The sequence below is a fragment of the Rhodanobacter sp. L36 genome (assembly GCF_009765755.1).
In the GTDB taxonomy this organism is placed as follows: Bacteria; Pseudomonadota; Gammaproteobacteria; order Xanthomonadales; family Rhodanobacteraceae; genus Rhodanobacter.
Window position 1 is genome coordinate 834,935 of record NZ_LMUV01000011.1, and the last position, 22,458, is coordinate 857,392.

The 22,458-nt window shown below is 61.4% G+C and carries 19 protein-coding genes and 1 tRNA gene; 7 read left to right on the forward strand and 13 right to left on the reverse strand.

Annotated features, from left to right (window positions below; translation table 11 throughout):
* Positions 1 to 33 precede the first annotated feature (33 nt).
* Positions 34 to 468 carry a fosfomycin resistance glutathione transferase gene (fos, locus tag GSQ73_RS13455; RefSeq protein WP_158884807.1) on the forward strand — a complete coding sequence of 145 codons (435 nt, stop codon included), beginning with the start codon at positions 34 to 36 and terminating at the stop codon, positions 466 to 468.
* A gap of 216 nt (positions 469 to 684) precedes the next feature.
* Here fos and mug read toward each other — a convergent pair whose 3' ends face one another.
* From mug to GSQ73_RS13515, 12 genes are all read right to left on the reverse strand, one after another.
* Entirely contained in the window at positions 685 to 1,203 is a 519-nt protein-coding gene (gene mug / locus GSQ73_RS13460; protein ID WP_158884811.1) for a G/U mismatch-specific DNA glycosylase, read from the reverse strand.
* Positions 1,204 to 1,263: 60 nt separating this feature from the next.
* Positions 1,264 to 2,259: a cell division protein ZipA gene (gene zipA / locus GSQ73_RS13465; protein WP_158884813.1), complete on the reverse strand. Its 996-nt coding sequence runs from the start codon at positions 2,257 to 2,259 to the stop codon at positions 1,264 to 1,266.
* Positions 2,260 to 2,269: 10 nt separating this feature from the next.
* The gene (smc, locus tag GSQ73_RS13470) at positions 2,270 to 5,779 is read right to left on the reverse strand and encodes a chromosome segregation protein SMC (protein WP_158884815.1); all 3,510 of its coding nucleotides are present in this window, start codon (positions 5,777 to 5,779) and stop codon (positions 2,270 to 2,272) included.
* A 132-nt stretch (positions 5,780 to 5,911) separates the two neighbouring features.
* The gene (locus tag GSQ73_RS13475; RefSeq protein WP_158884817.1) at positions 5,912 to 6,184 is read right to left on the reverse strand and encodes a BolA family protein; all 273 of its coding nucleotides are present in this window, start codon (positions 6,182 to 6,184) and stop codon (positions 5,912 to 5,914) included.
* Positions 6,181 to 6,486, reverse strand: a complete 306-nt coding sequence (locus GSQ73_RS13480) for a YciI family protein (RefSeq protein WP_158884820.1) — start codon at positions 6,484 to 6,486, stop codon at positions 6,181 to 6,183. Before GSQ73_RS13480 ends, GSQ73_RS13475 begins: the two co-directional genes overlap by 4 nt.
* Before the next feature lie 3 nt (positions 6,487 to 6,489).
* Positions 6,490 to 8,028, reverse strand: coding sequence for a lysine--tRNA ligase (lysS, locus tag GSQ73_RS13485; RefSeq protein WP_158884822.1), 1,539 nt, complete (start codon positions 8,026 to 8,028; stop codon positions 6,490 to 6,492).
* Between the two features lie 38 nt (positions 8,029 to 8,066).
* Positions 8,067 to 9,192 (reverse strand): peptide chain release factor 2 gene (gene prfB, locus GSQ73_RS13490; RefSeq protein WP_158884824.1). Its coding sequence is split into 2 segments (ribosomal slippage): positions 8,067 to 9,116 and positions 9,118 to 9,192, totalling 1,125 coding nucleotides; the frame shifts between segments, so codons are not numbered across the junction.
* 134 nt (positions 9,193 to 9,326) lie between these two features.
* Entirely contained in the window at positions 9,327 to 11,018 is a 1,692-nt protein-coding gene (gene asnB / locus GSQ73_RS13495; protein WP_158884826.1) for an asparagine synthase B, read from the reverse strand.
* A gap of 331 nt (positions 11,019 to 11,349) precedes the next feature.
* Positions 11,350 to 11,721, reverse strand: a complete 372-nt coding sequence (locus tag GSQ73_RS13500) for an STAS/SEC14 domain-containing protein (protein WP_158884828.1) — start codon at positions 11,719 to 11,721, stop codon at positions 11,350 to 11,352.
* 63 nt (positions 11,722 to 11,784) lie between these two features.
* The gene (recJ, locus tag GSQ73_RS13505; protein WP_158884829.1) at positions 11,785 to 13,497 is read right to left on the reverse strand and encodes a single-stranded-DNA-specific exonuclease RecJ; all 1,713 of its coding nucleotides are present in this window, start codon (positions 13,495 to 13,497) and stop codon (positions 11,785 to 11,787) included.
* A complete protein-coding gene (locus GSQ73_RS13510; RefSeq protein WP_158884831.1) occupies positions 13,494 to 14,417 on the reverse strand; it encodes a phosphoglycerate mutase in 924 nt (307 codons plus the stop codon). The genes recJ and GSQ73_RS13510 overlap by 4 nt, the downstream gene beginning before the upstream one ends.
* Before the next feature lies 1 nt (position 14,418).
* Positions 14,419 to 16,332, reverse strand: coding sequence for an ATP-binding cassette domain-containing protein (locus GSQ73_RS13515; protein WP_158884833.1), 1,914 nt, complete (start codon positions 16,330 to 16,332; stop codon positions 14,419 to 14,421).
* Positions 16,333 to 16,549: 217 nt separating this feature from the next.
* On the opposite strand from GSQ73_RS13515, the gene GSQ73_RS13520 reads away from it, so the two are divergent.
* The 6 genes from GSQ73_RS13520 (at position 16,550) to GSQ73_RS13545 (ending at position 21,194) form a co-directional block, all read left to right on the forward strand.
* A complete protein-coding gene (locus tag GSQ73_RS13520; protein ID WP_158884835.1) occupies positions 16,550 to 16,900 on the forward strand; it encodes a hypothetical protein in 351 nt (116 codons plus the stop codon).
* 130 nt (positions 16,901 to 17,030) lie between these two features.
* Positions 17,031 to 18,065 carry an agmatine deiminase family protein gene (locus tag GSQ73_RS13525; RefSeq protein ID WP_158884837.1) on the forward strand — a complete coding sequence of 345 codons (1,035 nt, stop codon included), beginning with the start codon at positions 17,031 to 17,033 and terminating at the stop codon, positions 18,063 to 18,065.
* 79 nt (positions 18,066 to 18,144) lie between these two features.
* The gene (locus GSQ73_RS13530) at positions 18,145 to 19,035 is read left to right on the forward strand and encodes a carbon-nitrogen hydrolase (RefSeq protein WP_158884839.1); all 891 of its coding nucleotides are present in this window, start codon (positions 18,145 to 18,147) and stop codon (positions 19,033 to 19,035) included.
* Between the two features lie 78 nt (positions 19,036 to 19,113).
* Positions 19,114 to 20,346, forward strand: a complete 1,233-nt coding sequence (locus GSQ73_RS13535; RefSeq protein WP_158884842.1) for a TraB/GumN family protein — start codon at positions 19,114 to 19,116, stop codon at positions 20,344 to 20,346.
* 96 nt (positions 20,347 to 20,442) lie between these two features.
* A tRNA-Leu gene (locus tag GSQ73_RS13540) sits at positions 20,443 to 20,529 on the forward strand.
* Positions 20,530 to 20,687: 158 nt separating this feature from the next.
* Positions 20,688 to 21,194, forward strand: coding sequence for a PH domain-containing protein (locus GSQ73_RS13545; RefSeq protein WP_158884844.1), 507 nt, complete (start codon positions 20,688 to 20,690; stop codon positions 21,192 to 21,194).
* A gap of 33 nt (positions 21,195 to 21,227) precedes the next feature.
* On the opposite strand, the gene GSQ73_RS13550 is transcribed toward GSQ73_RS13545, so the two are convergent.
* The gene (locus tag GSQ73_RS13550; RefSeq protein ID WP_158884846.1) at positions 21,228 to 22,142 is read right to left on the reverse strand and encodes a DUF535 family protein; all 915 of its coding nucleotides are present in this window, start codon (positions 22,140 to 22,142) and stop codon (positions 21,228 to 21,230) included.
* Between the last annotated feature and the right edge of the window lie 316 nt (positions 22,143 to 22,458).

The window sequence follows — 22,458 nt, forward strand, 5'->3', positions numbered from 1 at the left end:
AACAGTGCTACGCACGCATCGGATGAAAGGACCATGCTTACAGGGCTCAATCACCTGACACTCGCAGTGCGCGAACTCGAACGAAGCATTGGTTTCTATCGCGATATCCTCGGCTTCAGACTCGCTGCGCAATGGAATACCGGCGCTTATCTGGAGCTTGGTGAACTCTGGCTATGTCTTTCACTGGATGATTGCGTCGAGCCATCGCTAGCCGATTACACGCACTACGCTTTTTCCATCTCGGCGGCCGCATTCGGCACATTCACCGACAAGCTGCGCAGCGTGGGCGTCGCCGAGTGGAAAGACAATCGCAGCGAAGGCGACTCGTTCTACTTTCTTGATCCCGACGGACACAAGCTCGAAGCACATGTGGGCAGCCTGGCGTCACGGCTCGACCACTGTCGCGAACGACCTTACGCCGGCATGCAGATTTTCGATGGACGCGAGGTTCTGACGGATACGCATTGAGAATTCGGATTCGCTCCGCACAGCCGGCTACGGCATATCGTGCAAACATCGGCAGGTCGCAGAACAAAGTCCGAAAAACAGAACGAAAAAAGCGATATCGATGGGAGCATCCATATCCGGTCATTTCGTAATTTGACATAATATACATTATGCGAAATTAAGCTAATGTGTTCCCACCACCTTCAAAGCCCAGCCAGCCCGGTTGCTCCTCGAGCTTTAGTTTAGTTGGCGACCAAGCGCCAGCCGCATCTCGCGATATGCGGTCACGAGATCGTCGAGGGAAAAATTTCGGTTCAATCCGCTTGGATTGGGAAGCACCCACGCTTCGCTGCCGCCGAAGGTTTGCGGCTGTCGGCCCCAGTCAAACGATGACTGCTTAATGTGGACGGTCCACGCCGGTTTGCCGAGAAACACGACCGCCTGAGGCCGCAGAAGCTGGATTTTTGTCTCGAGTTGGCGCAGGCCGGTACGAAGCTCGGCGACGTTTACTTCGGCTGCCGCGCGCGATGCGCGCGAAACCACGGCCGTGATGCCGTAACCGAATTCAAGCAGCCTCCTGTCTTCTTCGGGCGCGAGCCGGTTGGGTGTAAATCCGGCCAGATGCAATGCCTGCCAGAAACGGTTGCTGTGGCCGGCGAAGTGGTGCCCTGCTCCGGCTGCACGCAAGCCAGGATTGATTCCGCAGAATATGGCGGACAAGCCTGCTTCGAGAATGTCCGGAAGTACCGCAGTCATCGGTCAAGTTCCGATTTCAAAAAGCAGGCTCGATCACTGACACGCGACAGCAATACTGCATCAACGTCCGAAAATGATTTCCTTGCCTTCGTGGTCCCGGTCCCATCCACGCAGCTGATCGCGGATGTGCGCGATGCGCTGGCGACCGAGCGCGTTACGCTCTTCATCGAGCACCAGACCGTCGAGCAGTTCGGCCAATCGTTGCGCGGTAGGCAGCATCGCGTCCCATCCGTCCAGTGCCGGCAGTGGTGCTGGCAGCGTCATGAAGAAGCTCACGCCGGGGGTGCTCAGTGCGTCGAGCCGGCCCAGGTCGAAGTTGCCGGGCTTGAGCATGTTGGCGACGCTGAACAATGGACCGAGTTCGCGTTTGCCATCCACAAGGCGGTGGTAGATGCCCATGTCGCCGAATTCGAGCCCGGCTTTTTCTGCTGCCACGATCAGGTCCGAGCCGTTGAAGTGGCCGCCGTCGCGCGCCACCACGAACAACGTGACGATGCGCTCGACCGGCATTTGTGCCGGCCGACGGCCCAAATCCGAACGCGGCGGTGGCGCTTTCGGTGCGGTTGAAGCGGGCGCGGCAGGAGCGGGCGCTGACGCTTCAGATTGCGACGAGACGATCGGTGCGGACGAATCACTTGGCGCGCGCAACGCGTCGACGATCGACGCGACGTGATCGGCCAGCTTCGGTCGCGTTTTGGGCTCGAGGCGTTCGATGGTGCGTTCACCTGTGCGCTCACCGGACAGCGTCGCGCCGAGTCGTTCGAGTTCTTCGCGCAGGCCGACGTCCAGTTCACCTTGATGCGGCTGCACGGCACCGACCAGCGTATCGTCGAAGAACGGATCGCGCGTGCTGAAAGATGGTTCGTCGCCCTGCTCGCCCAGCGTCGGCTCGCGACGTTCGCCATTGCTCGGGCCGGTGGTTGGCCTGCGCGTGCCCTGCTCTTTTCTGGGCTGACCAAACAGCCAGATCAGCGCCAGCACGATCACGCCGACGATCAACAGCGGAATGCCGACGGATGGGTTCCAGGCGAAAGCGAGCACGGGTTGCATCGTCATCTTGAGTTCCTCAGGCAGCGCCTGCGAGTTTAGCCGCTTCGTCCAGATCCACCTGCACGAGTCGCGACACGCCGGCCTCGCGCATGGTAACGCCGCAGAGCTGGGTAGCTGCTTCCATGGTGGCCTTGTTGTGGCTGATGAAGATGAACTGCACCTTCTCGCTCATCTCGCGCACCAGGCTTGAGAACCGCCCGACGTTGGCCTCGTCCAGCGGTGCATCCACCTCGTCGAGCAGGCAGAACGGCGCCGGATTGAGACCGAAGATGGCGAACACCAATGCGACCGCTGTGAGTGCCTTTTCGCCACCGGAAAGCAACGTGATGTTGGATACACGCTTGCCCGGCGGGCGCGCCATGATCGCCACGCCGGTGTTGAGCAGATCGTCGCCGGTGAGTTCCAGATACGCGTGGCCGCCGCCGAAAAGTCGCGGAAACAATTCCTGCACGCCGGCATTGACCTTGTCGAAGGTTTCCTTGAAACGCTGGCGCGTTTCGCGATCGATTTTCTTGATCGCGCCCTCGAGCGTTTCCATCGCACTGACCAGATCGGCCAGTTGATTGTCGAGGTAGGTCTTGCGCTCGCTCTGTTCGGCGTGCTCCTGGATCGCAGCGAGATTCACCGGTTCCAGCCGCGCGATTTTCTGCGCAATATCGCCGAGCTGCTGACGCCATTGATCGGCATCGATGTCTTCGGACAGTTCGATCAGCAAGGTTTCGAGTTCGAGACCGGACGCGGCGATCGCCTGCGCCAGTTGTTCAGCACGCAAGTGCAAAGCCTGCGCGGCGAGTCGCTTCTGCGAAAGATTTTCGCGCAGCGCGGACAGCCCCTGCTCCGCCATGTGGCGTTGCTGTTCGAGCTTGCGAAATTCAACGTCGCAATCTTCCAGCGCGCGCCGTGCTTCGACCATCTGACGATCGACGAGCAGTCGTTGATCGAGATACGTCTGGCGTTCGCCTTCGAGTTCGGCGATCGGATCGGAACCGGCCGCAAGCTGTTCGGCGATCTCGCTGCGACGCGCATCGATCTGGCGCAGTTGCGTATCCATGCGCGCCAGAGCCTGTTCGAGCGAACTCAACGACGACCGTTTGGATTCCAGCCCCAACGCCAGAGAGTGCGACTGATCGGCGGCCTCGCGCGCATTCATGCGGGCTTCTTCGCGCGCCTCGAGCAACGCGCGGCGTTCGTTTTCCAACTCGCGACGCTGGTCTTCCAGGTCACCCATCAAGCCGACGGATTCATCCAGGCGCGCACGCGCTTCCCGCGTCTGCGTCTGCAAGTCGTCGACCTGAGTCGCCAGCTCGCCGAGTTCGCCGGCGACTTTTTCAGCGCGCGCGCGCGCTGTCTCCAGCTTGCCGCGATGGCTCTGCATCTGGCCGGCCAATTCGGATTGGCGACGATGCGCGTTGTACAGCTCGCGCTGTGCGTCGTCGCGAGCCCGCTCGGTTTCGAACTTGCTCGCGCGAAGATTTTCAAGCTGCTCGCTGGCATCTTCGAGTTGCGCTTCGAGCGTGGCGATCTGTTCGGCCAGCATGCGAATTTCGCGCTCGCGTGCCAGCACGCCTACTTGGCTGCCTTGCGCACGACGCACGCGCGCCCAGCCCGGTCCAAGCCATTCGCCGCTGCGCGTCATCACCGATTGATACGGAGCCATCGCGGAAAGCGACGCGACTCGCTGATGTGCATCACTCAGCGATTCCGCCGTGAGCACGTGGCCGAGAATCGACATCGCGGCAGCTGGTCCGCGTACGTGCGCTGCAAGCGTGCCTGTCGTGTTGGCGCCACCTTCGGCGTTGTCGAGCAGAGCGACGTCGGCGTTTTCGAGTGCATCGAATTCCGCAGCGAGCGTGTGCGAACCATCGACCAGCACGCTGTCCAGAAATCCGGTCAACGCCGTTTCCACCGCGGTTTCCCAACCGGCTTCGACTTGCAGCGATTCGCCGAGACGACGCGACTTGTCCAGCCCGAGCCTTGAAAGCCAGCCGCTTGCGGCGCTTTCTTCCTGGCCGAGCGCCGCATGCTGCAGAGCTTCGAGCGACGCATGGCGACCGCGCGCCGATTGCAGCTGCTGGCGCGCTTCGTTCAACGCCGACTGCACATGGCGTTCTTCGTCCTGCACTTTTTCGTGGCTGGTCTTGTGCTGATCAAGCAGGCTGCCGAGCGTTTCGACGCGCTCGCGCTGATTGTCGTGTTCGGCATGCAGCTGCTCGCCGGCGGCATCCAGTGCGACGACGTCGGTGGCCTTCTGTTCGGCTTCCAATGCATCGCGTCGGCGCGACAGATCGATGCCTTGCCGATCCAGATAGTTGAGCTTGGTGCGTTCCACTTCCGCGGCGCGACTGGATTCGCCGGCGTTGCGCGTATGACTGTCCCAGCGCTGCTGCCAGTCGGCCAGTTTCGTTTCGGTATCGCGCTGCGCGTCGGCTGTGTCTTCCTGCAACTGCTTCAGTGATTCGAGCTTCGGCTCGCCTTCCGCCAACGCCATCCGCAGCGTTTCGATCTGCTCACGATCGGTGGCGATGTGCGCAGCGAGTTCAGCGTGCTCGCGCTCGGCATCGCCATGCGCGCGCTGCAAACGGTCGGCGTTCTCGCGATTGTGTCGCACCTGCTGTTCGACGCGCGCGATCTCGGCGCCGACCTTGTACACCTCGGCCTGCACCGCGTTCATGTGTTCGCTGGCGCCGGTGTGGCGTTCGCGCACGCTTTCCAGTTGCGCTTCGATCTGGCGTTGTCCGGCGAGCTGTTTCTCGATTTCGATTTCGGCGGCGGAAAGCTCGGCGCCTTCGCCGTCGTGCTGGCTTTTCAAGCCACGATATTCAAGCGCGCGCAGTTCGGCTTCCTTGCGGACCTGGTCTTCCTTTAATGCTTTCCAGCGCTCGGCCGCGCGAGCCTGGCGATTGAGATGATCGAGCTGCTTGTCCACTTCGTCGCGCACGTCACGTACGCGGTCGAGGTTTTCGCGCGTGGCCTTGATGCGGCTTTCGGTTTCCTTGCGGCGCTCCTTGTACTTGGAAATGCCAGCAGCTTCCTCCAGGTGCGTACGCAGTTCTTCGGGGTGCGCTTCGATGATCTGGCTGATCATGCCCTGCTCGATGATCGAGTAGCTGCGCGGGCCCAAGCCGGTGCCGAGAAACAGGTCGGTGATGTCACGCCGGCGGCAACGTGCACCGTTCAAGAAATACGCCGACTGCCCGTCACGCGTCACTTGGCGCTTCACTGAAATCTCGGCGTATTGGCCGTACTCGCCCTGGATCGAACCGTCGCTGTTGTCGAAGATCAACTCGACCGTGGCCTGCCCCACTGGCTTGCGCGTATTGGAACCGGAGAAGATCACGTCGGTCAGCGAATCGCCGCGCAGGCGGCTGGCCGCGCTCTCGCCCATCACCCAGCGGATCGCGTCGATGATGTTGGATTTGCCGCAACCGTTCGGGCCGACCACGCCGATCATGTTGCTGGGCAGATGCAAGGTGGTCGGGTCCACGAAGGACTTGAAACCGGCGAGTTTGATCGTGGTCAGGCGCATGCGGTCTTCAACGGCTTTTCAATGGATGCCCGAACAAAACGGGCGACACGGCACTGTGCCAAACACCGACCGGAGTCGCAATGCGCGGGCACACAGGATCGACTTGAGAAATATGCTTCAAGTTGTTGATATTCAATCATTTGAAGCCGGTGGCGCTTGGGCATCGATCGACAAGGCATGGATGCCGCTGTCTATCAGAACGTCCAGCGCCGCGTAGACCATGCGATGTCGCTTCAACGGCAACTGCCCCACGAAGGCCGCGCTGACGATGTGCACGTGGAAATGTCCCTTGCCCGCATTGGCGTGACTGGCGTGCTTGTGGCCTTCGTCCAGCACTTCCAGTTCCGTCGGCGCGAGCGCCGCCTGTAGCCGCTCGCGAATCTGTTCCACCATCGCGGCGGTCATGCCGGCGGCAGCGCCTTGCGGAACGGCTTGATGCTCACGTCGGCGTAGACGCCGGCAGCGATGTACGGATCGGCCTGTGCCCAGGCTTCGGCATCAGCCTGCGACGGAAACTCGGCCAGGATCAGGCTGCCGGTAAATCCGGCCGGACCCGGATCTTCCGACTCGATCGCCGGGAATGCGCCGGCCACCAGCAATCGCCCCTGATCGAGCAGATCCTGCAATCGCGCGATATGCGCGGGGCGAACGGACTTGCGCTTTTCCAGCGAGTCGGCGACGTCGGTACCAATGATGGCAAACCACATGACTCAGGCCTCCGGGCGCATGTAGGGAAACAGCAGCACGTCGCGGATGGATGCCGAATCGGTCAGCAGCATCACCAGACGATCGATGCCGATGCCGAGTCCGCCGGTTGGCGGCAAACCCACTTCCAGCGCGCGGATGTAGTCGGCGTCGAAATGCATGGCTTCATCGTCACCGGCGTCCTTTGCATCGACCTGCCCCTGAAAGCGCGCGGCTTGGTCTTCCGGATCGTTCAACTCGGAAAAACCGTTCGCGATCTCCTTGCCGTTGACGAACAGCTCGAAGCGATCGGTAATGCCTTTGTCGGTATCGCTCTCACGCGCCAGCGGGGACACCTCCACCGGATGATCGGTAATGAAGGTCGGCTGGATCAGCGTGTGCTCGACGGTCTTCTCGAAGATTTCCAGCAGCAACTTGCCCCAGCCATAACCGGGCTTGACCTGCACGTGCAGGCGCTTTGCGTGCGCCGCCATCGCCTCGCGATCGCGCAGTTCTTCGCGCTTGATCTCGGGGTTGTGTTCCAGCACGGCGTCTTCCATGCGCCAGCGACGGAAGCCCGGGCCGACATCGATGTCCGCACCGTCCCAGGTGAGTTGCGTTGTGCCGAGTACGCTCTGCGCGGTGTCGCGGATCAGGCCTTCGGTGAGATCCATGATCTCGTGATAAGTCGCGTACGCCTGATACAGCTCCAGCATGGTGAACTCGGGGTTGTGCCGGGTCGACACGCCCTCATTGCGGAAGTTGCGATTGATCTCGTACACGCGATCGAAGCCGCCGACCACCAGCCGCTTGAGATAAAGCTCCGGCGCCACGCGCAGGTAGAGATCCATGTCGAGCGCGTTGTGATGCGTCACGAATGGTCGCGCCGTCGCGCCGCCGGGAATGACGTGCATCATCGGCGTCTCCACTTCCATGAAGCGGCGATGCGGTGCTTCCAGCCATTGGCGCGTGTAGCCGATGATCCTCGAGCGCAGCGCAAATGTGCGGCGCGCGTGCTCGGTAACGATCAGATCGACGTAGCGCTGGCGATAGCGCCGCTCGATATCGGCCAGGCCATGGAACTTGTCGGGCAGCGGGCGCAGGCTCTTGGTCAGCAAGCGCAATGCATCAACGCGCACCGACAGCTCGCCGGTCTTGGTGCGCATCAGCACACCTTCCGCGCCCACGATGTCGCCGACGTCCCAGCCCTTGAAGGCCTCATAGACATCGCCCACCGTGCCCTGGTGGATGAACAGCTGCACGCGACCGCTGAAATCCTGCAGCTGCACGAAACTCACCTTGCCCTGCACGCGCTTCAGCACGACGCGACCGGCGACTTTCACACGTCGCGCGGCGGCTTCGATGGCTTCGGCGGTATGCGCGTCCTTGTCGGCGAATTCGTCCTGCAGATCGCCGGCGAAACTGTCGACCTTGAAGTCATTCGGAAACGCGATGCCCTGCCCGCGCAAGCTGGTAAGTTTTTCGCGACGCTCGGCGATCAGGCGGTTTTCGTCCTGCGCGGGTTCAAAGGATTCGAGGTCGGGCGTGGCGTTGTCGCTGGTCATGCGGTTTTCCGGCAGAGCTTCGGCAAAGGTGGAGTTGATTACGCGTCGCTGCGTTTGGAACCTGCTTCGAGGCCGGATTTCAAACTGGCTTCGATGAAATCATCAAGGTCACCGTCCAGCACCTTTTGCGTGTCGGTGCGTTCGATGCCGGTGCGGAGATCCTTGATGCGGCTCTGGTCGAGCACGTAGTTGCGGATCTGGCTGCCCCAGCCGATGTCGGACTTGGTTGCTTCCAGCGCATCGCGTTCGACGTTGCGCTTCTGTACTTCCAGCTCGTACAACTTGGCGGCGAGCATCTTCATCGCGGTGGCGCGGTTGGCGTGCTGGCTGCGGCCGGTCTGACAAGCCACGACCGTGTTGGTCGGAATGTGCGTGATGCGCACCGCTGACTCCGTCTTGTTGACGTGCTGACCACCAGCGCCGGACGAACGATAGACGTCCGTTCGCAAATCCGCAGGATTGATGTCGATATCGATGTCGTCATCGACTTCCGGCGATACGAACACGGAAGTAAAACTGGTATGCCGACGATTGTCGGAATCGAACGGCGACTTGCGCACTAGGCGATGCACGCCGATTTCCGTTTTCAGCCAGCCATAGGCGTAGTCGCCCTCGACGCGGAACGTGGCTGACTTGATGCCCGCCACATCGCCGCCGCTGACTTCCATGAGTTCGGTCTGCCAGCCGCGCGATTCGCACCAGCGCAGGTACATGCGCAACAGCATCTCGGCCCAGTCCTGCGCCTCGGTACCACCGGCGCCGGCCTGGATATCGACGAACGCGTTGGTCGCATCCATCTTGCCGGAGAACATGCGCTGGAATTCCAGCTTGCTGACCTGTGCCTCGAGCGTGGCCAGGTCGTTGACGACCGAACTGGCGGTCTCTTCATCCTGATCCGCCACCGCCATTTCCAGCAATTCGCTGGCGTCGGTGAGGCTGGCAGTGAGCGTATCGATGCCGTTGACGATGGTGTGCAGGCGGGCACGTTCGCGCCCCAGCTCCTGTGCGTTGGCCGGATCGTCCCAGACTTTGGGGTTCTCCAGTTCGCGGCTTACTTCTTCCAGACGTTCGCTTTTTGTAGCGTAGTCAAAGATACCCCCGAAGCGACTCGACCCGGCCACGAAGGTCGGCGATCTGCGCGAGGATGGGATTGGTCTCGATCATGGCGGACACTTTGTAAAAGGCTAGCCATCAATGATAACAGCCTCCGCCGCCATGGCCGATATCCACTTGGCCTCACCCGATCACATCCTGCTTGCTCGATGAGAAGCAGGACGCGATCGCCCCCATCCTTCCGATCAAGTCAACGCCTGCTCGTGGACATCGCGCACCGCGCGGCCAGATGGGTCGGCCATGCCGGCGAATGATGCATCCCACGCAATCGCTGCCGGCGACGAGCAGGCGATCGATTTGCCGCCCGGCACGGTTTCCGCGGCGGCCGGCGTCGGATAGAACTGCTCGAACAGGCTGCGATAGAAATAAGCTTCCTTCGTCTGCGGCGGGTTGTGCGCGAACCGTTTGTCCGCAGCGGCCAGTTCGCGTTCGCTGACTTGCCGTTCGGCGTGCGCCTTGAGTCCGTCGATCCAGCCGTAACCGACACCATCGCTGAACTGCTCTTTCTGCCGCCAAAGAATAGATTCGGGCAGATAACCCTCGAACGCCTCGCGCAGCACGCCCTTCTCCATCCGGCTTGCGCCTTTGGATTGCCTGTCGATCATCTTGTAGCGCGCATCCATGCGCATCGCCACGTCGAGGAATTCGCGATCGAGGAACGGCACGCGCGGCTCCACGCCCCAGGCCATCATCGACTTGTTCGCGCGCAAGCAATCGTAATAGTTGAGCGCGTCGAGTTTTCGGATCAGCTCCTCGTGGAACTCACGCGCGTTCGGCGCCTTGTGGAAGTACAAATAGCCACCGAAAATTTCGTCCGAGCCTTCGCCGGACAGCACCATCTTCACGCCCATCGCCTTGATCCGCCGCGCCAGCAAAAACATCGGCGTGGAAGCGCGAATGGTGGTGACATCGTAACTCTCGATATGGCGAATCACTTCTGGCAGCGCGTCCAGGCCTTCCTCGAAAGTGTATTCGAAACCGTGATGCACGGTGCCCAGCGCGTCGGCGGCGATCTGTGCGGCAGCGAGATCGGGCGAACCCTTCAGGCCAATCGCAAACGAATGAAGGCGCGGCCACCATGCTTCAGTCTGATCGCCGTCCTCGACGCGATGACGCGCATAGCGCGCAGCGACGGCGGCGACCAGCGACGAATCCAGTCCACCGGACAACAACACGCCATACGGCACGTCGGTCATCAACTGGCGATGCACCGCCTGCTCGAATGCCTCGCGCAATTCCTGCGCATCGACCTCGACGCCATCGACCGCATCGTAGTCACGCCACGGGCGTTGATAGTACGCAGTCAACTTTCCGCTGACGCTGTCGTACCAGTGACCCGGCGGAAACTGTGCGACGTCGGCGCAATCATCGGCCAGCGATTTCATTTCCGATGCGACCATCAACCGGCCATGACGATCGTGGCCCCAGTACAACGGACACACGCCGATCGGATCGCGCGCGATCAGCACGCGCTTCGCGACTTTGTCCCACAACGCGAAGGCGAAGATTCCATTCAACTGGTTGAGCCATTCGCCCGGATCGCCTTGGCGATACAGCGCGTTGATGACCTCGCAATCCGAACCGGTCTGAAATGCGTAAGGCTGCTGCAAGTGGGCCTTCAATGCGACGTGATTGTAGATTTCACCATTGACCGCTAGTGCGAGCGCGCCGTCGAGCGAGCGCAACGGCTGCGCGCCGCTGGCGGGATCGACGATGGCAAGACGCTCGTGCACCAGGATCGCACCGGCGTCCACGAACACGCCGCTCCAGTCGGGGCCGCGATGGCGCTGACGTTGCGACAGTTCCAGCGCGCGGCGACGCAGGGCGACCAAGTCATCGCCGGGTTGCAGATCGAACATTCCGAAAATCGAACACATGATGTTTCTCCTTTGCGGTCTTCCCTGATCGCGGGGTCGAGAAGCGTGCATCCATGCACGCCTGATTCAAGAAGCCGAACATTTACACACGGCCAGAACGACGAAGGCCCGCTGTGGGCGGGCCTTCGTCGCGTATCGTTTCGTGGAAACTAGAAGCTACGCGCGGGCCCGCCGGAAGTTGGCGTTATGGTTCGTGCGATTGGAATGATTCGCGAGCAGCAAGCGCCACGTGGCGAGCGTGGTGGCGATCAGAATGCTGGCGATCAATGAAGACATGGTTCGACTAGAACAGATTGGACGTCCATACGCAAGCACGCTTTCAGATGAAACTTCAGGCCGCGGGCTCGGCAATCCAGGCCTTCGCCTTGCCCTCTTCGTCCTGCTGGAACAGCCGAAAATCCGCCGGCACCGCAAAGCCCATCGCTGTTGCAGTGGCCCGCAACCACGGAATATCCGTGACCAGCGCCACGCGATCCCAGCTGCTCCAGTGGCGCATGCCTAGCCTGGCGTCATCCCACATCGCGCCCGGGTCGAAGCCGATGAAATCCGACGCGGTGACATAGATGAGCCGCAGTTTTCGATTCAACGCGAAGGCGGCTTCGACATCCGGAACGATCACGCGTTCGTAGTCGTCGGCGGTGACCTGACCATGGACGCGAAAGCCCACAGTGCCGGCTGGCAAATCCTGAATCTGTTCAATCATGACGCTCTCCTTTCGATGGCGATGCCAGCCTGCCTCATCCATCGTGAAGAACTCGCTAGATATTCAACCAGGTTCGATATGTCGCAATAGAAGCCGCGGCGTTTCGCGGCCCTGCCAGTCGTTGATCACCAGCTCGTACGCTGCGCGCATTTTTTGTACGGGTGGTTCACCGTGATACGCGTTGAACATCACCGCATCGTGCACGCTGCCGTCGCGCGGGTCGCGCAGTTGCAGGCGCAGGTGGCGTTCGCCCATGACCTTCCAGCTCGCGCATTCGAACAGGTTGTCGAACAGCGGTTCCGGAAATGCCTGTCCCCATGGACCTGCCTGACGTAGCTGCCTGGCAAGCAGCAGAGAAAATGCGCCGACAGGCAATTCGCCGTCCGTATGCAATACCGCCTGCAGTCTTTCAGCGTCGATTGTCTGACGTGCGACCGCGTCGAATGCTTCGGCAAAACGCGCGTAGTCGCAAAGTTTCATGCTCAGGCCGGCGGCCATCGCGTGGCCTCCGAATCGTTCGATCAATCCCGGCTGTCTTGCATCGATCGCCGCGAGCGCGTCGCGGATGTGGAAGCCCGGAATCGAACGGGCCGATCCGCGCAAGTGTTCGCTGTCGTCCTCGCTGGCGGGTGCGAACGCGATCACCGGTCGATGCAGCCGATCCTTGAGCTTCGATGCCACCAGTCCGATCACGCCGGCATGCCAGCTCGGCTCGAACAGCGCAACGCCGACCGCATCGACGTCGGCCATCGCGGCGGCCATGACTTCGGCCTCGGCGACCATTGAAGCCTGCAAATCACGACGCTCCTGGTTGATCGTGCTCAATTCGTCCGCGTAACGACGCGCCTGTTGGACGTCATCTGTGAGCAGGCACTCGACGCCAAGGCTCATGTCTTCCAGTCGGCCCGCCGCATTCAAACGCGGACCGACCACGAAACCCAGATCGCTGGAGCACACCGTCGCGACACTGCGTTTGCCGGCTTCCACCAGTGCGACGATGCCGGCGCAGCCGCGGCCGGAACGAATGCGATGCAAGCCCGCTTCCACTAGCACGCGATTGTTGAAATCGAGCGGCACGAGATCGGCCACCGTGCCGAGCGCAACCAGATCGAGCAGCGATGAAAGGTCGGGCTTCGCATCGCCGAAAGCGCCCTGCTCGCTCAGTTTCGCGCGCAACGCGAGCAAGAGGTAGAACATCACACCGACGCCTGCGAGCGCCTTGCTTGGAAAAGCGTCGTCGCTCAAATTGGGATTGACCATCGCATCGCATGCCGGCAGTTGTTCGCCGGGCAGATGGTGATCGGTGACGATGACGCGTATGCCGCGCGCCTTGGCCGATGCGACGCCGGCGACGCTGGCGACGCCATTGTCGACCGTGACGATCAGTTGCGGCGAAGACTGCAGCGATTCGACGAACGCCGCGCTCAGTCCATAACCATGGGTGAAACGATTGGGAATGGCGTAGTTCACGCGCGTTGCGCCAAGCATCCGCAGGCCGCGTATGGCGACCGCGGTGCCGGTGGCGCCATCGCAGTCGTAATCGCCAGCGATCAGGATGTGTTGATCGGCGCAAATCGCTTCGATCAGCAGATCGACTGCTTGCGCCATGCCGCCCATCGTATGTGGCGAGAGCAGACGCGCTAGCCGGTGTTCCACCTGCGTCGGGTTCAACACGCCGCGTGCTGCGTAGATTCGCTGCAGGACCGGATGCACTGAATCGGGCCATCCACTCGAAATACCGAGCGCCTCGCGCCGACGCAATGGCGACGCGCTCAACGTGCCGCCCCGCGCCAGAAGCGCCAGCGATGCCAGGGTTTGTGCAGCCAGCGTTCGCCACTGGCGAATTGCATCATCACCGGCGATCGATTTAGGAGCGGACGCAGCGATGGCCACCAGAACGAAGCGATGTCGTCGGCCGGCAGATCCTGCAGGTCCATCAACGAGCCGCGGTTTGCTGCGGATAATTTTTCAACGTCCCGTGGTTGTCGTGCGATACCGGCGTGCTGCGCCAACGCGTTGAGCAGCAGATCGTCGCTGATCACGCCACTCAAATGACTGGTCAGCAGCGCGGGCATTCGACCACCGCCCCACAGCCACAGACTGTTGATCGGCGGCAAACCTTGCGCGCGTCGATGTGCATTCAATGGATGCTGATGCAACGCGATCTGGATGTCGTTGAGGAGCAGCCGCCAGCGGCGTCCGTCTTCACCCTGTGGCAGATGCTGCGAAAGGTCTTCGCCCATCGCCTGCTCCGGCGAAGCGAAAATCGGCAACGTCATGTCGGCCGGCAATTTCAGATGCCAGCGATCGGGTGTGGAAATTTCCAGTTGCATGCCGGCATCGCGAATGACCGGGAGCACGGCGTCGGCCAGCGCATGGGCATCGTCTGCGCTCAATTGCATGCGGCCACAGGCCAGCAGGCGCACGCCGTTCATGTCGGGCTGGACCCAGGCCGGGTCCGCGGACAACCACAAGGCATCGTGCGCGTCGCCAGCGAGCAACTCGCGGGTCAACGCCGCCGCAGGAAGTTCGGAATCGGCGACCGCGAAATAACCGGCGAGTCCTGCGAGATAGCCTTTGCTGCCTTCAGGCAAACGATCGGCGCGTGCGAGCTGCTTGAGCAGCGGATGCGATACATCGAAGTATCGCAATGCGGGAAGCCACAGGATCAGCGCGGATTCCGGCGTCGCGCGCATCTCAGGCTTCCAGCTTCTCGTACAGTTCAAGCCACTCCGCTTCCAGCGCTTCCTTCTCGCGGCGCAACTCGGTCTGTCGTTGGCCGAGCCGCATCATCTCGCTGGTGGAGCCGCTGTATGTAGCCGGATCGGCGAGCTGTTTTTCCAGCGCGTCGAGTTCGGTTTCGATCGTCGCGGTGCGCGTCTCGATGCGCTTCACGCGCTGACGCGATGCTTTTTCATTGTCGCGTTGCGCGGCAGCGTTGCGGCGACGTTGCTCGGGCGTTTCTTCGATGACCGGCGCAGCCACTTTCGCGACGTTGCCGGCCTTCGCGGCTTTCTTGTTCGCCGCGCCACGCGAACGCAGCCACTTCGCGTAGTCGTCCAGGTCGCCGTCGAAGGTTTCGACCACGCCATCAGCGACGCGCCAGAAACTGTCGCAGACCATGCCGAGCAGATGGCGATCGTGCGACACCAGCACCAGCGCACCATCAAAATCGGACAGCGCGTCGGCCAGCGCTTCGCGCATGTCGAGGTCGAGATGGTTGGTTGGTTCGTCGAGCAGCAGCAGATTCGGCTTGTCCCAGGCGATCAGCGCCAACGCGAGTCGCGCACGTTCGCCGCCGGAAAAACTGTCGACCAGTTCGAATGCGCGGTCGCCAGCAAAATTCCAGGTGCCGAGAAAATCGCGCATCACCTGGTTCGCCACGCCCGGCGCCTTGGCTTGCAGGTGATCGAGCGGGCTGGTGCCTTCGCGCAGGCTCTCGACCGTGTGCTGGGCGAAGTAGCCGATCTTCAGATCCTTGTGCACTTTGCGCTCGCCGGAGATCGGTTCGAGCTCGCCGACCAACGTCTTTACCAGCGTGGATTTACCCGCGCCGTTGGGGCCGAGCAAGCCGATGCGGTCGCCTGATTCGAGACTGAAACGCACATCGTTGAGCACGATCGCGACGCTGCCATCGTCGGCCGGATACCCCGCAACGACTTCCTCCAGTTGCAGCATGGATTCGGGAAGGCGATCGGGCTTGGCGAACTGGAAACTGAAAGAGCGTTCGGCGCGCACGGCCTCGGTGCCGGCGAGTTTCTCCAGCCGCTTCATGCGCGACTGCGCCTGCTTGGCCTTGCTGGCCTTCGCCTTGAAGCGGTCGATGAACGATTGCAGATGCGCGCGCTCGGCCATCTCTCGTTCGTGGCTGATCTGCTGTTGCCGCAACTGTTCGGCACGCAAGCGTTCGAACGCGCTGTAGTTGCCGGTGTAAAGCTTCGCCTTGCCGTCGTTGAGGTGCATGGTGTGCGTGATCACGCCATCAAGGAATTCACGATCGTGCGAAATGATCAGCAAGGTGCCCTGATAACGACGCAGCCATTCTTCGAGCCATAACACGGCATCCAGATCGAGATGGTTGGTCGGCTCGTCGAGCAGCAGCAACTCGGATGGCGCCATCAGCGCACGCGCAAGGTTCAACCGCACGCGCCAGCCGCCGGAAAATTCCTGCACCGCGCGCTCGTGCGTCTCCGGCGAAAAACCCAGGCCGTGCATCAGGCGACCGGCGCGGGCGCGGGCGTCGTAACCGTGCAACTCCTCGATGCGGTGATGCGCGCGCGCCACCGCTTCGGTATCGCCGCGGGCATCGGCATCGCTTTCTTCAAGCAGCACCGCGGCCAGTTCCTCGTCACCGCCCATCACGTAGTCGATCGCGGCATCCGGCAGCGCCGGTGTTTCCTGCGCTACTGACGCCAGTCGCAGCCTGGAAGGCATGTCCAGTTCGCCGGCATCGCCCTCCAGCTTGCCCTGCAAGGCAGCGAACAGGCTGGATTTGCCGCAGCCGTTGCGCCCGATCACACCCAGCCGCCATCCGCTCTGGATCACCAGGTCGATGTCGGAAAGCAGCAGGCGACTGCCGCGGCGCAAGGCGAAGTGTCGGAATGAAATCATGGTTGAAACAGGATCATGGAGAGATGCCCAGACCGGAAGTCGGTCGCTCGCAGCCGCCCATGATAGCGGCCATCGCGGTATTCTCGGGCGGCCGTTGTCCGCATGCGCGTCAGGTTGAATGCCGATTCGATCCCAATCGCGGCAAACCGGCGTGGCGCGGCGCAACCGGTTCTGCTACAACCACGCCGCATACAGCCTTGTATGAAAAGGGGGAGCCATGATCAAGTTCACACGCAGTTTGCCGCTCATCGTCCTGCTGCTTGCCGGCGGTTTCTCCGCACCGCAGACAGCGCTCGCGCAGCATGGCGACAACCTGCTGATCCATCGCGTGCAGCAGGAAAACGGCATGAACCTGCCACGCCGCGGCATGAGCATGGCGCAAGTGGAAAAGACTTTCGGCGAACCGCAGCGCAAGCTCTCTCCGCGTGGTGGCGACAGCAAAAAGCATCCGGTGATCAACCGCTGGGATTACTCGAACTTCATCGTGTATTTCGAGCGCAGCCACGTGATCCATGCGGTACTCAACACGCCGGCCGGCAACAACACCAATCCGTCGTCAGCGAACTAGATAGCGACTTCACGACGCGGCCTGTGGCGACACAGGCCGCGTCTTTGTGTGTCCGCTGAAAACGTAGTCGTACAATGCGCAGCCTGACGTCCGCATGGGCGCATCGCTCCCACTGCACGAGAATCCAGCCATGACCGACCACGCCTTGCGCCTCCCGGCGGAATGGGAACCACAGTCCGCGGTGCTGATCGCCTGGCCGCACGCCGGCACCGACTGGGCGGAACGCCTGTCCGAGGTGGAAGTCACGTACGTGGCGTTGAGCGCGGCGATCACGCGATTCCAGTCGCTGATCATCGTGGTCGCCAACAAGGCATTGCACTTGCGTGTGCAGTCGCTACTGACCGGCGAAGGCGTCGAACTCGCGCAGGTGCGCTTTATCGAACTGCCTTACGACGACACATGGTTGCGCGACTCCGGCCCGATCACGCTCAAGGCCGGCGACGATACATTCCAGCTCACCGATTTCCGCTTCACCGGTTGGGGCGGCAAGTTCGGCGCCGAGCAGGACGATGCTCTGGTCGCCGGGTTGGTCGATGCTGGCGTATTCGGCCGTGCCGCGCACAAGCGCGTGGACTGGGCACTGGAAGGCGGCGGCATCGAGAGCGATGGCGAAGGCAGCGTGCTCACGACCTGGCGCTGTCTGATACAGCGACATCCCGATCAATCACGCGACGAAATGAGCATCATCCTGCGCGACAACCTGCATGCCAGCCGCGTCTTGTGGCTCGACTACGGTTACCTCGAAGGCGACGACACCGACGCACACATCGATACCCTTGCCCGCTTTGCGCCGGGCGAGCGCATCGTGTTCCAGGCCTGCGACGATCCAGCCGATCCGCACCACGACGAACTGCAGCGCATGGCCGCCGAACTCGCCGCGCTGCGCACCGTCGACGGCAAGCCGTACCAACTCCATCCGCTACCGTGGGCCAGGCCAATTCTCGATCAGGCCCGTCGACTCGCCGCGTCGTACGCGAACTATCTGATCGTCAACGGTGCCGTGCTGGTGCCTGCCTACGGCGACAACGCCGACGATGAAGCAGCCCGCATCATCGGACTCGCGCATCCCGGCCGCGACATCGTGCAGGTGCCCTGTCGCGCACTGATCTGGCAAAACGGCAGCCTGCACTGCATCACGATGCAGTTGCCGGCTGGTTTGGCGTGAGATTCATCCACCTCGGCTAAACTGGTCGGACCGTTTTTCCGACCCGACTGTCTTGGCCACGTGCCGAGGATCAAAGCCGATGACTCGCAAGTCCCTCAAAGTTGCGCTGCTGCAGGAAACCGATCGCGGCAGCCGTGGTGCCAACCTCGATGCGATCGAGGCGGGGCTGCGCGAGGCTGCGCGAAACGGTGCTGAACTCGTGTTATTGCAGGAGCTGCACAACGGGCCTTATTTCTGCCAGCGCGAATCGGTCGATGAGTTCGACCAGGCCGAAACCATTCCGGGCCCCGGCACCGAACGCATCGGCAAGCTGGCCGAGGAATTGAAACTGGTGATCGTCGCGTCGCTGTTCGAGAAGCGCGCGACGGGCCTGTATCACAACACTGCCGTGGTGTTCGATCGTTCGGCAGTGATCGCCGGAAAGTATCGCAAGATGCACATTCCGGATGACCCGGCCTTCTATGAAAAATTCTATTTCACGCCGGGTGACCTTGGCTTCGATCCGATCGATACCTCAGTCGGCCGGCTCGGCGTGCTGGTGTGCTGGGATCAGTGGTATCCCGAGGCCGCACGATTAATGGCGCTCGCTGGCGCGGATCTGCTGCTGTATCCCACCGCCATCGGCTGGGATCCGAATGACGAGCAAGTCGAAAAAGATCGTCAGCGCGACGCGTGGATCACCGTGCAGCGCGGACACGCCGTGGCCAACGGCCTGCCGTTGCTGTCGTGCAATCGCACCGGTTACGAGGCTGATCCTTCGGGCGTCGGCGCAGGGATCCATTTCTGGGGCTCAAGTTTTGTCGCCGGCCCGCAAGGTGAATTTTTGGCGCAGGCCGGTATCGATCAACGCGAGTTGCTGTTGACGGATATCGATCTCGTACGCAGCGAACACGTACGGCGCATCTGGCCGTTTCTGCGCGACCGTCGCATCGATGCCTACGGCGATCTGCTCAAGCGCTTCCGCGACTGATAGCCGCACCGCGACTTGTGCCGCGTGAGCGCGGTCCCCATGCTTCAACTTCATTCCGAAAAACAAAGTCGTGACCGCATGAGTGTTTCCGAAACCGATTCCGCCCTGCTGCCCGCCCTGCAAGGACAGCCGATCGAACGCGTGCAGCGCGACGGCGTGGAATACGTGGTGCTCGGCACGGCACACGTCTCGCGCGTCAGCGTGGATGCTGTAGACGCGCTTCTTGCGCACGAACATTTTGATGCGGTTGCGGTCGAATTGTGCGACAGCCGCGCGCAGGGCATGCGCGATCCCGAAGCGTTCAAGCAGATGGATCTGTTCAAGGTCATACGCGATGGCAAAGCCGGCATGGTCGCCGCGAGCCTGGTGCTGTCGACGTTCCAGAAGCGCCTCGCCGATCAGTCCGGCATCCAGCCTGGCGCCGAAATGAAAGCGGCAATGGACGGCGCCGAGCAGCGAGGCCTGCCGGTCTGGCTGATCGATCGCGAGGTCGGCACGACGCTCAAGCGCGCGTGGCACAGCGTCGGCTTCTGGCAGCGTTTCGGTTTGCTTGGCGGCATGCTCGCCAGCGTGTTCGAACGCGACGCGATCGAGCAGAGCGACATCGAAAAACTAAAAGAGAGCGACCTTCTCGAGAGCGCCTTCAGCGAATTCGCCAGCGGTTCCAAGCCGCTCTACGAGAGCCTTATCGGTGAGCGCGACACCTTCATGGCAGCGCGTCTGCGCGAAGAAGCATCGAAGCGGACGCCATTGGAAAACCGTCGCGTGCTCGTGGTAATCGGCGCGGGCCATTTGAAGGGTCTGTGCGAATTGTTGCGCACACAACAAGGCAACCCTGCCATCGCCGTCGCGGAGCTGGCGAAAACGCCACCGAAGGCGCGTTGGCCGAAATACCTGGCCGTCGCGCTGGTGCTGCTGGTGTTCGCTGCCATCGCCTACGCGTTTCATCGCAATACTGCGCTGGGCGCGCACGCCCTGCTGTCGTGGGTGCTGTTCACCGGCGGCTTCGCTGCGCTCGGTGCACTCGTCGCTGGCGGTCATCCGCTAAGTATCGTCGCCGCGTTCATCGCCGCACCGATCAAACCTTTCCGCCCTGGCATCCCCGCTGGCGGCATCAGTGCGATGGCCGAGGCGTGGGTGCGCCGACCGCGCGTTGTCGATTTCGACACACTGCGCGACGACATCGTCCACTGGAGCGGCTGGTGGAAGAACCGCGTCGCGCGCACCCTGCTCAACTTTTTCCTGGTCAGCCTCGGCACCATCGTTGGCGAATACAGCGCCGGCATCCATATCTTCAAGAGCCTCGTCTGAGCCTCGCCACCACTTCGGCTAGAGCAAGCTGACCTGGCGCTGCATGCTACGATTCGCGCCGCCCGCTTGTCGCGACAACGCGACGCGAAACGCCCTGCCCGGGTGGCGAAACTGGTAGACGCAAGGGACTTAAAATCCCTCCGCCGCAAGGCGATGCGGGTTCGATCCCCGCCCCGGGCACCAACGCTTTTTGACGATTCAAATAATTTAAGGATGCGCGGCCGGTAGCGCTGACATTCCAACAACGCGTACTCCACCAAACGCAGACGCGTGAACGCAGCAGCGTTTGTGTGACAATTCTTCCGATCACTCTATGACGTGAGAAGACAATGGAAGATGGAATGAAAGCCTGCCCTGCGTGCGCCGAGCCGATCCAGGCGGCGGCGCACAAGTGTCGTTATTGCGGAACGGATCTCGATGCGTATGTCGCATCGCGGGAAGCCACGGTCGAGCAGACGCTTTTTTCTGGCCATCCAAAAGTCATCTACACATTCGGGCAGTGCGTGGTGTCCGTGATCACGCTCGGCATCGGCTTTCTAGTCTACTGGCTGCAGAGCCTTTCCACCACGTTCACGCTCACGACCCAGCGCGTGCGTGTGGAACGCGGCATCTTCTCGAAAGTGCAGGACAACCTCGAACTGTTTCGGGTCGATCACTTCGATCTGCAGAAACCGTTGGGCATGCGCATGCTTGGTCAATGCGCGGTGCATCTGCATTCATCTGACGAAGGCATGGAATCGGTCGAGCTTTACGGCATACCCGATCTGGAGGCGCTGGCCGACCAATTGCGCGAATGCTCGTTGCGTGAACGCACACGTCGACGGGTGATGCCGATCGAACATTTGTAGTCGCGCGCGAATCTCCACTGCAGTTGATCTGAGTTAGGCAGCCAACGCAGTCGCGCGTAAACAAGTCGTTCCGAATCGACGACGGATCAGATCAGTCGCTTCACCACGCAGCGTCTCGCGCTTGCGAAACGCCGAGCGGGATTTGCTTTCGATCAAACGTTCGTCGCGTACGGCTTCGCGCTGTGGTAGCTGATAGAACCCGTTTCCCAGCCTGACACCTTGGCATTCCTTCCAGAAAGCGTCGTAGTCGGCCTTGATCTTGCGGCTTCCGGCGAACGGATGATTGTGATTGCCGACGCCACGCAGATCTCGAATATCGAAAACCTCGCAAAACGCATAGAGCATCGAGAGGAGCAGGTTCTTCGGACGCAATCCGTGCGATTGCCTGGTGAATTGGCGAACCGCATCCAGGCCAAGTCCATCGGAGGCACCCTGCACGCAACCGATGAGCGTGCTCGCACCATCATTGGCGATGGTAAAAATGATGGACGCCAACGCTTGTCCATCCGAGCGCAACAGATAGAGCGCCAACTCGCCTTCGCGACTTCGACCCACCGGGATTCGCAGGCACAACTCAACGTTACTGCCATCCTTCAGCGTGAGTTTTCCAAGGGAGACGCCATCGCGAATGTAGATGTCTTCCAGCAAGGCAATGGGCCATCGCTTCAGCAGAAAGCGATAGTGACTTTCGATGATGTCGAAGCGGGATGCGCGTGTGAGCCGTCGATTGATGTAGTGATGGTGCGGTCTTTCATGGATGCGTGGATCGCGCGCGGCGATCTGCTTCATGCTTTCCGAGCCGTATAAAAACGAAAGCCATCGCGCTTGCTGCCTGGCCATCAACAGGCTGCGCCCGACGTACTTAACGCAGTGCCATACACGCTCGGGTGCAGCGCCGCGCCAGTCGAACCGGTTTTTGAGGGAGCGAAAAAAAATGTCGCGAATCATGAGCAAGACACCATCCACTATCGAGGTGCCTTTCTACTTGCCGCTCCTGTCAAAAAACTTTCCGGCGTCGAAAGAAAAATGAAAGACTGGCGGCTATTCTGATGAATTTCGCACCGTCTGATTCGGCCGCACGCATCTGCAGCCATGCATCGAAATGCTGCAGAAAGAAACGAAGCTCAACATGCGCTGTCCGAGCAAGTGGTCGCGACGGAATATCGCGATCGCGATCGCCTGTCACCGTATTGTTTCAATGAGGTCTAGAGATCTGCATGAGTTCGCGCCGAGTCGCGTTCCTGGCCGTTGCCTGGATGATTTT

Coding starts and splice junctions, on each gene's coding strand:
- fos (WP_158884807.1), top strand. CDS start 34: ATGCTTACAGGGCTCAATCACCTGACACTCGCAGTGCGCGAACTCGAA.
- mug (WP_158884811.1), bottom strand. CDS start 1,203: ATGACTGCGGTACTTCCGGACATTCTCGAAGCAGGCTTGTCCGCCATA.
- zipA (WP_158884813.1), bottom strand. CDS start 2,259: ATGACGATGCAACCCGTGCTCGCTTTCGCCTGGAACCCATCCGTCGGC.
- smc (WP_158884815.1), bottom strand. CDS start 5,779: ATGCGCCTGACCACGATCAAACTCGCCGGTTTCAAGTCCTTCGTGGAC.
- GSQ73_RS13475 (WP_158884817.1), bottom strand. CDS start 6,184: ATGACCGCCGCGATGGTGGAACAGATTCGCGAGCGGCTACAGGCGGCG.
- GSQ73_RS13480 (WP_158884820.1), bottom strand. CDS start 6,486: ATGTGGTTTGCCATCATTGGTACCGACGTCGCCGACTCGCTGGAAAAG.
- lysS (WP_158884822.1), bottom strand. CDS start 8,028: ATGACCAGCGACAACGCCACGCCCGACCTCGAATCCTTTGAACCCGCG.
- asnB (WP_158884826.1), bottom strand. CDS start 11,018: ATGTGTTCGATTTTCGGAATGTTCGATCTGCAACCCGGCGATGACTTG.
- GSQ73_RS13500 (WP_158884828.1), bottom strand. CDS start 11,721: ATGATTGAACAGATTCAGGATTTGCCAGCCGGCACTGTGGGCTTTCGC.
- GSQ73_RS13510 (WP_158884831.1), bottom strand. CDS start 14,417: ATGCGCGCGACGCCGGAATCCGCGCTGATCCTGTGGCTTCCCGCATTG.
- GSQ73_RS13515 (WP_158884833.1), bottom strand. CDS start 16,332: ATGATTTCATTCCGACACTTCGCCTTGCGCCGCGGCAGTCGCCTGCTG.
- GSQ73_RS13520 (WP_158884835.1), top strand. CDS start 16,550: ATGATCAAGTTCACACGCAGTTTGCCGCTCATCGTCCTGCTGCTTGCC.
- GSQ73_RS13525 (WP_158884837.1), top strand. CDS start 17,031: ATGACCGACCACGCCTTGCGCCTCCCGGCGGAATGGGAACCACAGTCC.
- GSQ73_RS13530 (WP_158884839.1), top strand. CDS start 18,145: ATGACTCGCAAGTCCCTCAAAGTTGCGCTGCTGCAGGAAACCGATCGC.
- GSQ73_RS13535 (WP_158884842.1), top strand. CDS start 19,114: ATGAGTGTTTCCGAAACCGATTCCGCCCTGCTGCCCGCCCTGCAAGGA.
- GSQ73_RS13545 (WP_158884844.1), top strand. CDS start 20,688: ATGAAAGCCTGCCCTGCGTGCGCCGAGCCGATCCAGGCGGCGGCGCAC.
- GSQ73_RS13550 (WP_158884846.1), bottom strand. CDS start 22,142: ATGATTCGCGACATTTTTTTTCGCTCCCTCAAAAACCGGTTCGACTGG.